We start from the raw sequence: 13,539 nt of genomic DNA on the forward strand, positions 1-13,539 counted from the left end.
ATGGTAGATTTAATGCTTATAAAAGAGGATATAAAAAATACAGCAGATGTTATATCATCTGTGTTAAATGTAGATGTAACTATAGTTGACCATGATTTGATCAGAATTGCAGGCACTGGAAAATATGCACATAAAATAGGAGAAAAGGTAAGTTTGTACTCTGCATTTAAAAATTCTCTAGATACAGGTGAGAGCTTTATAATTGAAAATCCAAGAGAAGATAAGATATGTAAGATGTGCAAGGATAAAGAGCAGTGCAAAGAATTTGCAGAGGTATGTTGCCCTATAGCATTAGAAGAAAAGATATACGGAGTTATAGGCCTTATAGCATTTACACGAGAACAAGGCAACAATATAAAAAATAACAAAAGTCAATTAATGAGTTTTTTAACAAAAATGGCAGACTTGATATCAAGTAAAATAAAAGTAGAGAATAAATCTTATGAGATTAAAATACAGGCAAAGAGGCTAGAAATGCTTCTCAATAATATGGACAAGGCTGTAGTATCTACTGATGTGTATGGAAATATAGATAAATACAATGATAAATTCAAAAATATATTTAAATTAGATGATAAATTAGATAAAAATAATATATTTGATATACTAAGATTTATAAATAAAAATGAAATGACAACTATAAAAAAAAGGTATAAAAGTACATCTTTTATATATAAAACCAAGAATTATACGTTGAGAGGAATATATAATATAAATACAATAATAATAGATGGAGATATAAAAGGATATGTATTCGATTTTATAGATAATTCTTCGGCTATAGAAAATTTTAATGAAATAACTGGGACAAACTATAAAATAGGATTTGATAATATAATAGGAAATAGTTTATCTATGGAGCATGTAAAAAATGAGGCTCGGGTTGCGTCAAAAACTTCATCTACTGTATTGATAACTGGAGAAAGTGGTACTGGAAAAGAGTTATTTGCAAGAGCTATACATAATAATGGAAGTAGATGTAAATACTCATTTATTGCTATTAACTGTGCAGCAATCCCTGATAACTTGCTTGAGAGTGAACTGTTTGGGTATGAAGAAGGTGCATTTACAGGAGCTAAAAAAGGTGGGAAAGTAGGAAAGTTTGAACTTGCAAATAGAGGAACTATATTCCTTGATGAAATAGGAGATATGAGCATACATTTACAGGGAAAGCTACTTAGAGTATTGCAGGAAAGAGAAGTTGAAAAAATAGGAGGGAAAATAAATATTCCAGTTGATGTTAGAATAATAGCTGCAACAAATAGGGATTTAGAAGAAATGGTTGCAAAGGGAGAGTTTAGAGAGGATTTATATTATAGATTAAATGTAATTCCAATATCGATACCTCCGTTAAGAGATAGAAAAGAAGACATAGTATCATTGGTAGATAGTATAATTAAAGATTATTCTAAAAAATTAAATAAATATATAACTGGAATAGAAGAATGTGCAATAACAAAAATACTGGATTATCCATGGCCTGGAAATGTAAGACAGCTTCAAAATGTAATTGAGTACAGTATAAATATGTCAAACTCATCAACAATAATATGTGAGAATCTACCTCAGAAAATAATGAAGAAAAATAAAGAAACTAAGTGTGATATAAATGGGGATATAACTCCTCTTAAGGAAATAGAGAAGCAGGAAATAATAAAAGCTTTACACAAATTCAAGGATTACAAAAAAGATAAGGAAAGAGCTTGTGAGGCTCTTGGTATATCCAGAGCTACTCTTTATAGAAAAATGAAAGAATACCAGATAAAATAATCTCAAATTGAGACTGAAATCTCAATTTGAGATTATTTTATTTCAAAAAGATACAAGATGCCATATATAATATATGAAATTGATAAATAATAAACTACAAGTATTGAAAAAACTAGTTTGTAAAAGTTGGCATAGTTTGTGCTATATATAGATAGTATAAAAATTGAATTGGGGGTTTTAAAATGAAAAAAATACTTGTAGATATGTTAAAAGCAGAAGTAAAGCCAGCTTTAGGATGTACAGAGCCAGTTGCAGTAGCTCTAGCTTGTGCAAAAGCTAAGGAATTATTAGGAGAAGAAATAGTTGAATGTAATATATTTGTAAGTCCTAATGTGTATAAAAATGGTATGTGCGTTGGAATACCAGGAACAACAAGATTAGGTCTTAAAATAGCGGCTTCTATGGGACTTAATGGAGGAGATTCTGAACTTGGACTTAGAGTATTAGAAAAATTAGGAGAAGAAGAAGTTAAAATATCAGAAAAATTCATGGACCAAAATATGGTTAAAATATCTCCTATAGAAACTACGGAAAAGGTTTACATAGAGGTTAACTTAAAAGGAAAAGAAAATACATCAAAAACTATAATAATGACTAAGCATGATAATTTTGTTCACATTCAAAAAAATGACTCTGTAATATTAAATGGAGAAATAAGCTTAGATGTTGAATATAAACATGTTGACAGTCCAACAGTTAAACTTACAATTAAAGAATTAATTCAAGAAATAGAAAAAATGGATGAATCTGATTTAGACTTCTTACTAGAAGGAATAGATATGAATATGGATATGGCAAACGTTGCTATAGAAGATAAAGTAGGTATTGGTGTAGGATACGGAATTAAAAAAGCTATGGATGATAAAATGCTTTCAGATGATCTTATGAATAAAGCTATGATGCTAACAGCAGCAGCTTCTGATGCTAGAATGAGTGGGGTTAATAAGCCTGTTATGAGTTCTAATGGAAGTGGAAATCATGGACTTACAGCTATACTTCCAATAGCTGCTTATAATGAAATGTATCCTCAAACAAAAGAAAAATTATCAAAGGCATTAGCTATAAGTCATTTAGTTACAGGATATATAAAGAATTATACAGGAAGATTATCTGCGGTTTGTGGATGTGGAGTAGCAGCATCAACAGGATCAGCAGCAGCTATAACTTGGCTTATGGACGGAACTTATGAGCAAATAGATGGAGCAATTGAAAATATGATTGCAAACTTAAGTGGTATGATATGTGATGGTGCAAAAGCTGGATGTGCCCTAAAACTTGCATCAGCAGCATCAGCAGCTATTCAAAGTGCTGTAATAGCAAAATATAACTGTGTAGTACCAGCTCTTAACGGAATAGTAGGAAACAAAGTTGAAGAAAGTATAAGAAATCTAGGAAAAGTTAGTGCACAAGGAATGACAATAACAGATGAGGTTATAATAAAAGTTATGGATGGGATGAATAACAACTAAAGTAATATTGACAAAAATCTACTTTTTAATTAAAATAGAGTTTAAATTACAATTACTCTAGGAGGTTTATTATAAATGGATATAGAAACTAAAGTATGGGAAACACTATGCTCTGAAGAAGATATAGTAAGAAGAACTGCTGAACTTGGAAAGCAGATATCTGAGGACTATAAGGATAAGAAATTGTTCGTTATATCTCTTTTAAAAGGAAGCTTTATATTCACTGCTGATCTTGTTAGAAAGATAGATATTCCAGTTAAATTAGGATTTATGACGACATCTAGCTATGGACACTCAGAAGAGTCAAGTGGAAAAATAAATGTTCTTGCAGATATAAATGATGATGTAGAAGGATATGATATTCTAGTAGTTGATGATATAACAGATTCAGCTCTTACTATGAGTTTTGTTATGAATCATCTAAAGTCAAAAAATCCAGCAAGTATAAAATGCTGTGTGCTGTTAGATAAACCAGTTAGAAGAAAAGTAGATTTAGTTCCTGATTATGTAGGATTTGAGATAGATGATAAATTTGTAGTTGGATACGGACTGAACTATGGTGATTACTATAGAAACGTTCCTTATGTATTTAATGTAACTAATCAAGATAGATAGATTAAAAAGATGGCTAATTAGCCATCTTTTTTTATGTTTAAGGAAACTATATCATTTTTGTTGATAACTTATTGAAAAGGCTACACTTGCGACTATTTTTGAGCAACGGAGCCCGTAGGGATCGTTGGCGATATGAGTCACCGCGTTAGCGAGTAGACGAATTTTAGTAATTATTATCTCCTCCAAATAAACCTCCTAATATATCTGATCCTATGCCTCCAACTCCTTTACTTTCTCCTCTTTGAGTGTAAGATGCTGCTGAAGATATACGGTCAGCAAGTCTTGAGAAAGGAAGACTTTGAAGATAAACAATTCCTGGACCTGTAACGGTAGCTAAAAACATTCCTTCCCCACCAAATAAAGCGTTTTTAAATCCTCCAATAAATTGAATGTCATAATTGACTGAAGGAGAAAAACCTACCAAACATCCTGTATCAACACGAAGTGTTTCACCATGGTTAAGTTCTTTTTTTATAATAGTTCCACCAGCATGAATAAAAGCCATACCTTGTCCTTCAAGACGCTGAAGAATAAAACCTTCTCCTCCAAATAAACCGGTACCTATTTTTTTACTAAAAGCTATATTTATATCTATTCCTCTTGCAGCGCATAAGAATGAATCCTTTTGACAAATAAAACTTCCTCCAACTAAATTTAAGTCAATAGGTATTATTTTTCCTGGATAAGGAGCTCCGAATGCAACATGACTTTTTCCAGCACCTGTATGAAGAAAAGTAGTTATAAAAAAACTTTCTCCTGTAAACATTCTTTTAAAACCGCTAAATATTCCTCCATCAGTTGATGTTTGCATCTGTATTCCATTTTCCATATATATCATAGCTCCAGCTTCTGCTCTTACGCCTTCACTAGGATCTAATTCAATTTCTACAGTTTGCATATCATCTCCATATATTTTGTAATCAATAACATCATACATAAAAATACCTCCTAAACTTTATTAAAATATTTTATTGGTAATATTTTAGTTTACCATATAAAAATATGCCTATGAAAATATCTATTCCATTCGGTATTTTCATAGGCATACTTATGTGTTTTGAATTTGAGTGAATGTTATCCTCTTAAATCTTCCATAAGCTTAGTTTTTTCTTTTGTTTTTTCATCTTTCATCTTTATAATCTTTGCAGGAGAACCAGCCACAACTGCACCTTCAGGTACATTTTGAGTTACAACAGCACCTGCTGCTACAACAGCTCCTTTTCCAACTACAACACCTTCTAATATTACAGCATTTGCTCCTACAACAACATCATCTTCAAGTATTACAGGTGTAGCAGAAGGGGGCTCAAGTACACCAGCAACGACAGCACCGGCTCCAAGATGTACATTCTTACCTATAGTTCCTCTTGCTCCTATAACGGCATTCATATCAATCATAGAACCTTCTCCGATTTCAGCTCCTATATTGATAACTGCACCCATCATTATAACTGCATTTTTATCAATAGAAACCATATCTCTTATAATAGCGCCTGGTTCGATTCTAGCATCTTCATGCAAATAATTATAAGTAGGTATAGCAGAATTTCTTCTATCAAATTCTAAGTGATAATCTGTTATAGTTTCTTTGTTATCTTCTAAAATATTTTTTACAGATGAATGTTCTCCTATTAAGATATAACTATTATCACTGCCAAATATTTTTACGTTTTCGTAATGTTCATTTTTTAATGTTCCGTTTAAATATACTTTAACTGGTGTTTTTTTAGTTGCATTTTTAATGAATTTTGCTATTTCATATGGGTCTGTTAATTTCATCATTAGTAATTTACCTCCTGAATTTATATTACAAAGATACTATGTCTTTCATATTATAATATCCATTTTCTTTATTTACAATAAATTTAGCTGCTTGAAGAGATCCTTGTGCAAATATTTCTTTTGATAAAGCGGTATGGTTAAGCTCAACTATTTCGTCCTTACCTGCGAATATAACGCTGTGATCTCCAACTATAGTTCCACCACGAACTGCATGGATACCTATTTCATTTTCTTTTCTTTTTGCATTTTTACCATGTCTTCCAAAATTAAATTCATTATCTAGAACAGCTTGAATTTCATTTGCAAGCATTAAAGCAGTACCACTAGGTGCATCAACTTTTCTATTGTGGTGTTTTTCAATTATTTCTATGTCAAAATTACTAAGAGCTTTAGCTGATATTTCTACAAGCTTTAACATAAGGTTTACTCCTAGTGACATATTTGAGCTATGAAATACTGGAACTTCTTTAGAATGCTCACTTATCATATTAAGCTCTTCATTAGTATACCCAGTTGTAGCTATAACTAACGGCGTTTTAGTTTTTTTAGAATAAGTTAGCATATCTTTTAGTGTAGTTGGGTTGGAAAAGTCTATTATTACATCGGCTTTTTCGTTAATATCTAATATATTAGAGTATGCATTATAGCTAGTAGTTTCGTTAATTTCTCGAGAAACACCTGCTACAAGTTCAAAAGCTTCATCATCGAATATAGACTTTGTCAAAACTTTGCCCATTTTGCCAAGGCATCCATTGACTATAACTTTAATCATGTTAAACCTCCTATAGTAATGCTATTTAAAATCCTATACCACATATGCAGTATAGGATTTTATAAATTGAAACTTAATTCAGACAGAGTTTTTACTCTGATTGAATTTTTAGTTGATTAAGTGACGTTTGAATAAAACTATAATTTGAATCCGTAGTTTGTTAATTCATTCTTTAATACGTTTAAGTTAGAATCTTCCATATCAACTAATGGAAGTCTAAGTTCACCCATGTCAAATCCTAATAAATTCATAGCAGTTTTGACTGGTATAGGATTTACTTCTATAAATAATGAATCTATTAAAGGTTTCATATCTAATTGAAGCTTTCTAGAACCTTCAATATCTCCTTCAAAGTATTTAGCTACTAAATCATGAGTATCTTTTGGACATATATTTGCAACAACAGATATAACACCACATCCTCCAAGAGATAATAGAGGTAGAATCATATCGTCATTTCCAGAGTATATTCCAAATCCATCAGGACAAACTCTTGCCATCTCAGCAACTTGAGATATATTTCCGCTAGCTTCTTTAACTGCTACTATGTTTTTATGTTCAGCTATTTGAGCTAGTGTAGAAGGTTTTATATTAACTCCTGTTCTTCCTGGAACGTTATAAACTATTATAGGAATATTAACCGAATCAGCTATAGCGTTAAAGTGAGAAATAAGACCTTTTTGAGTAGATTTATTGTAATAAGGCGTTATAACTAAAAGACCATCTGTTCCCAATTCTTCAGCCTTTTGGCTAAGGTGTATAGAATGTGCTGTATTATTAGAACCAGTTCCTGCTATAACAGGTATTCTTTTATTTGTCTTATCTACTACAAATTTTATAGTTTCTATTTGCTCTTCATCAGTCATTGTAGATGCTTCCCCAGTAGTTCCACATACTATAAATGCATCTGTTCCCTCTTTAATATGGTATTCTATAATTTCTCCTAATTTTTCAAAATCAATTTCTCCATTTTTAAATGGGGTAACTAAAGCAACACCAGAACCTTTAAATAGCATGAAAATCATCCTCTCTATACTAAATTATATTTTAATAAAAGCTCAGCTATTTGAACTGTGTTAGTTGCAGCTCCTTTTCTTATATTGTCTGCAACAACCCACATATTGATACCATTATCTACACTAAAGTCTCTTCTTATTCTTCCTACGAATACTTCGTCTTTTCCTTCAGCATCGAGTGCAAGTGGATATTGGTTGTTTTTAGGATCATCTACAACGATAATTCCATCTGTAGTGTTTAAAGTATCAAATATTTCTTTAACATCGAATTCTTTTTCAAATTCAATGTTTACAGATTCACTATGAGCATACATTACTGGTACTCTTACAGTAGTAGCAGTTATTTTTATAGTATGATCATTTAATATTTTCTTTGTTTCATCTATCATTTTCATTTCTTCTTTTGTATAACCATTATCCATAAATACATCTATATGAGGTAGAGCATTGTAAGCTATAGGATGAGGATATAATTTATTCTCATTTCCTTTAATACCTTCTTTTAAATCAGCTATACCTTTAACACCAGAACCTGAAACTGCTTGATAAGTTGAGTATACTATTCTTTTTATACCAAATTTATCGTGAAGAGTTTTTAAAGGTACTACTGCTTGAATAGTAGAGCAGTTTGGATTTGCTATTATACCGTTGTGTTTTTTTACATCCTCTGGATTAACTTCTGGAACGACTAAAGGTACATCATCATACATTCTCCACATACTACTATTGTCTACTACTATAACTCCTTTTTCTTTGGCTATTGGAGCGAATTTTTTACTTATTTCGCCTCCAGCAGAGAATAAAGCAATATCTATATCTTTGTCAAATGAATTTTCTGTTAGTTCTTCTATTATGTAGTCTTTTCCATTAAAGTTAACAACATCACCAGCAGATTTTTTAGATGCTAATAGATATAGGTTTTCTATAGGAAAATCTCTTTCTTGTAAGATTTTTAAAAATGTTCGTCCTACCATTCCTGTTGCTCCAACTATTGCAACGTTTACTTTTTTCATGGATAAACCCCCTTTATCATAAATATATGATATTATAAATTTTATAATGAATCAAAAAACAAATACTTTAATATATAGTACCATTCAATATAAATATATTCAACAAAATATGGTATTGTGATAATTCTTTTTTGAAAGGAGATAAAAATGGATATAAGAGCAGATATTGCGGTGTTAGATGATGTTGTATGTAAGCATAGAAAGAGTCTAAATAAAATAGCTGAACTGGGAATGAAGGAGTATAAAACATCTAAATATATAAGAGATTATTTAGATGTTTTAGGAGTAGAATATGAAGTTTATTTAGAAACAGCAATAGTAGGGATGATAAAAGGTAAAAAAGCTAAAAAAAATATAGCTTTTAGAGCAGATATGGATGCTTTGAATATAGATGGACAAATAAAACATCTTTGCGGCCATGATGGACATATGAGTGTACTTTTAGGACTGATAGAGTATTTGAATATTAATAAAGATAGATTATTAGATAATATAGTTTTTATTTTTCAACCAGCAGAAGAATCACCAGGAGGAGCACTTCCTTTAATAAAAGAAGGAGTTTTGGAAAAATATAAGGTTGATGAAATCTACGGACTTCATATATACCCAAATATAGAAGAAGGATTTGTTGGAGTTAAACCTAATCATTTCTTAGCACAAACAGGGGAAATAGATATTGAAATAATAGGTAGAGGTGGCCATGGGGCTATGCCACAAAATGCTATTGATTCAATAGTGATAGCTTCAAATTTTATGAATTCTATACAAAGTATAATATCTAGAAATATAAGACCTCTTGATGAAGGGGTATTAACAATTGGAAAAATAGACGGGGGAAGTAGAAGGAATATAATAGCTGAGAGTGTTAAACTTGAAGGAACAATGAGAGCATTTAAGCAAGAAGTGTATGACAAAATGAAGGAAAGAGTCCGTGAGATTGCTTGCGGATTTGAAAAATCTTTTAACTGCGAAATAAATATAGAAATAAGAGATGATTATCCTGCGGTTAATAATGATGAAGAACTATTTGATGAATTCAAAGAAGCTATTGATAATAAATATATAAAAATACTAGAGCCTTTAATGATAGCAGAGGATTTTTCATATTATCAACAACATGTGAAAGGGTTATTTTTTATGTTGGGTTCTAGAAATGTTGATAAAGAGTTTGTCAATGGACTTCACCATATAAAATTCAATTTCGATGAAAAGATACTATTAAATGGTATAAACGTATATGTAGAGTTATTGGAGCATAAAGGTACTTTGTTAAAATAGAATTAGTTTTTAAATTAATTTTCTTGTAACGAAAAAGAGGTCAGCTAATTAGCTGACCTCTTTCTTTATACTAAAGGGGGAGTGGGAAAATAATATTATTTCACAACGAAGTATATTGTATCATTGTATACAGTATAAATCAAGCGAAAAAAGTAAAAAAATGTCGAAGAATAATTTGAGCAAACATGGTAAAAATGAGTAAAAAGGAGGTTTTATCATGGAGAAAAATAAAAAGAAGAAAATAGTTACAGAAAATGATATAATGAAATATGAAATTGCTGGTGAGATAGGCCTTATTGATAAAATAAATGAACAAGGCTGGGCAGGGCTTACAGCAAAGGAAGCGGGCAGAATTGGTGGAATGCTTACCGCTAGGAAAAAAAATAAGAAAAAGAAATAGGAGAAGGATATGCAGTATAAAGATTTCGCATTCATATACGATAATTTAATGGATAATGTAGATTATGATAAATGGGTAGAATATATAGAAGAAATAATAGAAAAAGAAAATGTAGATGTAAAAAACATACTAGAGCTTGCATGCGGAACAGGTAATTTAACTATACCTTTTGCAAAAAAAGATTATGATATTTTAGGAATAGATATATCCGAGGATATGCTTAGTGTAGCAAGAGAAAAGTGTATAGATGATGGAATTGAGGTTGTATTTTTAAATCAGGATATGACTGAACTAGATTTTGAAATTTACAATTTAGATTGTGTCTTATGTGCATGTGATGGATTCAATTATATATTAGAGGATGAAGATATACAGACTATATTCCATAATGTATATGAACTTCTTAAACAAAAAGGTGTGTTTATATTTGATATAAGTTCATATAATAAACTATCAAATATACTTGGCAATAACACTTTTGGAGAAAATAGAGAAGATATAACTTATATATGGGAAAATTATTTTGATTATGAAAGTGATATAGTTGAGATGGATCTAGCCTTCTTTACAAGAGAGGGAGAACACTATCAGAAATTTGAAGAAACTCATTATCAAAGAGCCTATAAGAATGATGAAATACTAAGCATGCTAAAAAATGTAGGATTTGAAGATGTTAAGGTGTATAAAGATTTTACTTTTTCAAATGCAGATGAAGAATGTGAAAGAGCGTTTTTTGTGTGTAAAAAATAATATACATAATTGACTGCTTGTTATTTAGATGGTATACTTTTTCCCTGATAAAGTTAAACTTAAATATCAGGGAATTTTAATATTCAATTAAATTATAATTCTTTCGATTATAGATAATATTCATAAGGAGGCAAATATGAAAAATTACATAATTAGAGCGAGTGCTGGAAATCACAGTATAAGAGCTTTTGCGGCGTTTACTACAGAGATGGTAGAGACGGCTAGAAAAATACATAATACAACTCCAGTTGCAAGTGCTGCACTTGGAAGAACTTTAACAGCTACATCTATGATGGGTGTTATGATGAAAAATGAAAATGATAAATTAACAGTTCAGATAAAAGGCGATGGTCCTGTTGGCAATATTGTTATAGTTAGTAATTCAAAGGGAATGGTAAAGGGATATGTATCAAATCCTTTTGCTGATGTTCCTCCTAAATACGCTGGTAAACTTGATGTTGGAGCAGCGGTTGGAACAAAAGGAACTATAACGGTTATAAAAGATTTAGGTCTTAAAAAACCATATGTAGGTTCATATCCGTTAGTTAATGGAGAAATAGCAGAGGATTTTACTGCATACTTTGCATATTCAGAACAACAACCATCTGCAATAGCTTTAGGAGTACTTGTTGATACTGATTATTCAATAAAAGCATCGGGAGGTTTTATAATTCAGCTTCTTCCTGATGCTTGTGAAGAAAGCATACAGATATTAGAAAAAAACTTATCAGATATGAAACCTATATCAACTCTTATAGCTGATGGAAAAATGCCAGAAGATATATTAGATATAGCACTTAAAGGTCTTGATCACGAGATACTTGATAAGTATGAGGTTGGATTTGAGTGTGATTGTAGCAAGGAAAGATTCGAAAGAGCACTGATTAGTATAGGAAAGAAAGACTTAGAGGAGATACTTGAAACTGATAGAAAAGCAGAACTTACTTGTCACTTCTGTAATACAAGTCATCAGTTTGATGAGGTAGATCTAAAGAAACTTATAGATAGTATATAATGTAGAGATTGAGACAGATAGAATTTTTCTATCTGTCTTTTTTATGCTTAAGGAAATTGAAAAGGCTACATTTTCAAGTATTTTTAAGCAACAGAGTGGCCAGACTTGTTGGCGCCATGAACTATGTGAATTTTGAGAATGAAGCCTGAAAGGATCCTTGGCGGTATGAGTTGCCGCGTTAGTGAGTAGACGAATTTTTATATACTAAGGGATTATATAGTTTTTAAATTATAGACAACATGGGTTAAATTACTACAGTATTAGCTATTTTGAGTAACGAAGCTTGCGACGAATGATGGAAAAATGCGTCGGCATTAAAAAAATAGACGGATTCCTTGCATTGTTTATAAAAATTAAAATATTTTAATAAATCTAAAAATATAGACAATCCCTCTTGTAAGTGAATAAATTAACATGTAAAATATTATATGGAGGGGATATAATATGAGTAATTATAATTTAAAGAAAGCTGGTTTTTCTACAAAGACTATTCATGCTGGTTATAAGAAGGATATTGCATCAGGAGCCTTAACTACTCCTATATATCAAACATCAACTTTTGTATTTGAGAATGCAGAGCAAGGCGGAAGAAGATTTGCACTGGAGGAGCCAGGATATATATATACAAGACTTGGTAACCCTACTTCTACGCAATTAGAAGAAAAAGTAGCAGCTCTTGAAAATGCTGAGGCTTGTATGTCTACAGGTTCAGGTATAGGAGCTATATCATCTGCACTTTGGACTTCTTTAAAAGCTGGTGACCATGTTATTGCTGATGAAACTTTATATGGATGCACTTTTGCACTTTTAAATCATGGACTTACAAGATTTGGTGTAGAAGTTACTTTTGTAGATGCATCTAATGTAGATAATATTAAAAAAGCTATGAAGGATAATACTAAGGTTGTATACATAGAAACACCTGCTAATCCAACTTTAAAGGTTGTTGATATTGAAGCAGTAGCTAAAGTTACTCATGAAAAAGAAGATTGTATATTAATGGTTGATAGTACGTTCTGTACACCTTTTATTCAGAGACCTATTGAACTTGGAGCGGATGTTGTAGTTCATTCTGCTACTAAGTACTTAAACGGCCATGGCGATGTTATAGCTGGTTTTGTAGTAGGAAAACAAGAATTTATAAATAATGTTAGATTATTTGGAGTAAAGGACATGACCGGATCAGTTCTTAGTCCATTTGATGCATACTTAGTAATAAGAGGATTAAAAACTTTAGATGTAAGAATGCAAAGACATTGTGAAAATGCAATGGAAGTTGCAAAGTTCTTACAAAAGCATGAAGCAATAGAGAAAGTATATTATCCAGGATGTGAAGATCACGAGCAATACGAAATAGCTAAAAAGCAAATGGATATGCCGGGAGCTATGATAGCTTTTGAAGTTAAAGGCGGAGTAGATGGAGGTATAAAATTCATAAACAGTCTTGAACTTTGTACATTAGCGGTTAGTTTAGGTGATTGCGAAACATTAATTCAACATCCAGCATCTATGACTCACTCTCCGTACACTAAAGAAGAAAGAATGCAAGCTGGAATAAGTGATGGACTTGTAAGATTATCAGTAGGACTTGAAAATGCAGAAGATATAATTGCTGACTTAAAGCAAGGTTTAGATAAATTATTATAATTAAAAAATTAT

13 protein-coding genes are annotated in these 13,539 nt (G+C 31.1%); 8 read left to right on the forward strand and 5 right to left on the reverse strand.

Annotated elements, in window-relative coordinates; all coding sequences use genetic code 11:
• The 3 genes from P4S50_RS04015 to hpt all read left to right on the forward strand — a co-directional run bounded on the left by P4S50_RS04015 (position 1) and on the right by hpt (position 3,854).
• Positions 1–1,770: a sigma-54 interaction domain-containing protein gene (locus P4S50_RS04015; protein WP_277733267.1), complete on the forward strand. Its 1,770-nt coding sequence runs from the start codon at positions 1–3 to the stop codon at positions 1,768–1,770.
• A gap of 182 nt (positions 1,771–1,952) precedes the next feature.
• On the forward strand, positions 1,953–3,239 hold the full coding sequence (locus P4S50_RS04020; protein ID WP_277733268.1) for an L-cysteine desulfidase family protein: 1,287 nt from the start codon (positions 1,953–1,955) through the stop codon (positions 3,237–3,239).
• Between the two features lie 75 nt (positions 3,240–3,314).
• The gene (hpt, locus tag P4S50_RS04025) at positions 3,315–3,854 is read left to right on the forward strand and encodes a hypoxanthine phosphoribosyltransferase (protein ID WP_277733269.1); all 540 of its coding nucleotides are present in this window, start codon (positions 3,315–3,317) and stop codon (positions 3,852–3,854) included.
• A 163-nt stretch (positions 3,855–4,017) separates the two neighbouring features.
• Here hpt and P4S50_RS04030 read toward each other — a convergent pair whose 3' ends face one another.
• The 5 genes from P4S50_RS04030 to P4S50_RS04050 all read right to left on the reverse strand — a co-directional run bounded on the left by P4S50_RS04030 (position 4,018) and on the right by P4S50_RS04050 (position 8,437).
• Positions 4,018–4,791 (reverse strand): TIGR00266 family protein, encoded by a 774-nt coding sequence (locus tag P4S50_RS04030; protein ID WP_277733270.1) that lies wholly within the window; start codon positions 4,789–4,791, stop codon positions 4,018–4,020.
• A 137-nt stretch (positions 4,792–4,928) separates the two neighbouring features.
• Positions 4,929–5,636: a 2,3,4,5-tetrahydropyridine-2,6-dicarboxylate N-acetyltransferase gene (gene dapD / locus P4S50_RS04035; protein WP_277733271.1), complete on the reverse strand. Its 708-nt coding sequence runs from the start codon at positions 5,634–5,636 to the stop codon at positions 4,929–4,931.
• A gap of 25 nt (positions 5,637–5,661) precedes the next feature.
• On the reverse strand, positions 5,662–6,408 hold the full coding sequence (gene dapB / locus P4S50_RS04040) for a 4-hydroxy-tetrahydrodipicolinate reductase (protein WP_277733272.1): 747 nt from the start codon (positions 6,406–6,408) through the stop codon (positions 5,662–5,664).
• Between the two features lie 137 nt (positions 6,409–6,545).
• Entirely contained in the window at positions 6,546–7,424 is an 879-nt protein-coding gene (gene dapA / locus P4S50_RS04045; RefSeq protein WP_277733273.1) for a 4-hydroxy-tetrahydrodipicolinate synthase, read from the reverse strand.
• 14 nt (positions 7,425–7,438) lie between these two features.
• Entirely contained in the window at positions 7,439–8,437 is a 999-nt protein-coding gene (locus P4S50_RS04050) for an aspartate-semialdehyde dehydrogenase (RefSeq protein WP_277733274.1), read from the reverse strand.
• A 147-nt stretch (positions 8,438–8,584) separates the two neighbouring features.
• Between P4S50_RS04050 and P4S50_RS04055 the strand changes: the two genes are divergently transcribed.
• From P4S50_RS04055 to megL, 5 genes are all read left to right on the forward strand, one after another.
• Positions 8,585–9,715: an amidohydrolase gene (locus P4S50_RS04055; protein WP_277733275.1), complete on the forward strand. Its 1,131-nt coding sequence runs from the start codon at positions 8,585–8,587 to the stop codon at positions 9,713–9,715.
• 217 nt (positions 9,716–9,932) lie between these two features.
• On the forward strand, positions 9,933–10,115 hold the full coding sequence (locus tag P4S50_RS04060; protein WP_277733276.1) for a small, acid-soluble spore protein, alpha/beta type: 183 nt from the start codon (positions 9,933–9,935) through the stop codon (positions 10,113–10,115).
• Positions 10,116–10,124: 9 nt separating this feature from the next.
• Positions 10,125–10,865 (forward strand): class I SAM-dependent DNA methyltransferase, encoded by a 741-nt coding sequence (locus tag P4S50_RS04065; protein WP_277733277.1) that lies wholly within the window; start codon positions 10,125–10,127, stop codon positions 10,863–10,865.
• Between the two features lie 136 nt (positions 10,866–11,001).
• Positions 11,002–11,880, forward strand: a complete 879-nt coding sequence (gene hslO, locus P4S50_RS04070) for an Hsp33 family molecular chaperone HslO (RefSeq protein ID WP_277733279.1) — start codon at positions 11,002–11,004, stop codon at positions 11,878–11,880.
• A 444-nt stretch (positions 11,881–12,324) separates the two neighbouring features.
• On the forward strand, positions 12,325–13,527 hold the full coding sequence (gene megL, locus P4S50_RS04075) for a methionine gamma-lyase (protein ID WP_277733280.1): 1,203 nt from the start codon (positions 12,325–12,327) through the stop codon (positions 13,525–13,527).
• Positions 13,528–13,539: the final 12 nt, after the last annotated feature.

The organism is Tepidibacter hydrothermalis, from assembly GCF_029542625.1.
Classification (GTDB): domain Bacteria; phylum Bacillota; class Clostridia; order Peptostreptococcales; family Peptostreptococcaceae; genus Tepidibacter_A; species Tepidibacter_A hydrothermalis.

What these genes read in the sequence shown, in the direction of transcription:
- P4S50_RS04055 (WP_277733275.1), top strand. Translation starts at nt 8,585, where the DNA reads ATGGATATAAGAGCAGATATTGCGGTGTTAGATGATGTTGTATGTAAG.
- hpt (WP_277733269.1), top strand. Translation starts at nt 3,315, where the DNA reads ATGGATATAGAAACTAAAGTATGGGAAACACTATGCTCTGAAGAAGAT.
- dapD (WP_277733271.1), bottom strand. Translation starts at nt 5,636, where the DNA reads ATGATGAAATTAACAGACCCATATGAAATAGCAAAATTCATTAAAAAT.
- P4S50_RS04050 (WP_277733274.1), bottom strand. Translation starts at nt 8,437, where the DNA reads ATGAAAAAAGTAAACGTTGCAATAGTTGGAGCAACAGGAATGGTAGGA.
- P4S50_RS04015 (WP_277733267.1), top strand. Translation starts at nt 1, where the DNA reads ATGGTAGATTTAATGCTTATAAAAGAGGATATAAAAAATACAGCAGAT.
- dapB (WP_277733272.1), bottom strand. Translation starts at nt 6,408, where the DNA reads ATGATTAAAGTTATAGTCAATGGATGCCTTGGCAAAATGGGCAAAGTT.
- hslO (WP_277733279.1), top strand. Translation starts at nt 11,002, where the DNA reads ATGAAAAATTACATAATTAGAGCGAGTGCTGGAAATCACAGTATAAGA.
- P4S50_RS04020 (WP_277733268.1), top strand. Translation starts at nt 1,953, where the DNA reads ATGAAAAAAATACTTGTAGATATGTTAAAAGCAGAAGTAAAGCCAGCT.
- megL (WP_277733280.1), top strand. Translation starts at nt 12,325, where the DNA reads ATGAGTAATTATAATTTAAAGAAAGCTGGTTTTTCTACAAAGACTATT.
- P4S50_RS04060 (WP_277733276.1), top strand. Translation starts at nt 9,933, where the DNA reads ATGGAGAAAAATAAAAAGAAGAAAATAGTTACAGAAAATGATATAATG.
- P4S50_RS04030 (WP_277733270.1), bottom strand. Translation starts at nt 4,791, where the DNA reads ATGTATGATGTTATTGATTACAAAATATATGGAGATGATATGCAAACT.
- P4S50_RS04065 (WP_277733277.1), top strand. Translation starts at nt 10,125, where the DNA reads ATGCAGTATAAAGATTTCGCATTCATATACGATAATTTAATGGATAAT.
- dapA (WP_277733273.1), bottom strand. Translation starts at nt 7,424, where the DNA reads ATGCTATTTAAAGGTTCTGGTGTTGCTTTAGTTACCCCATTTAAAAAT.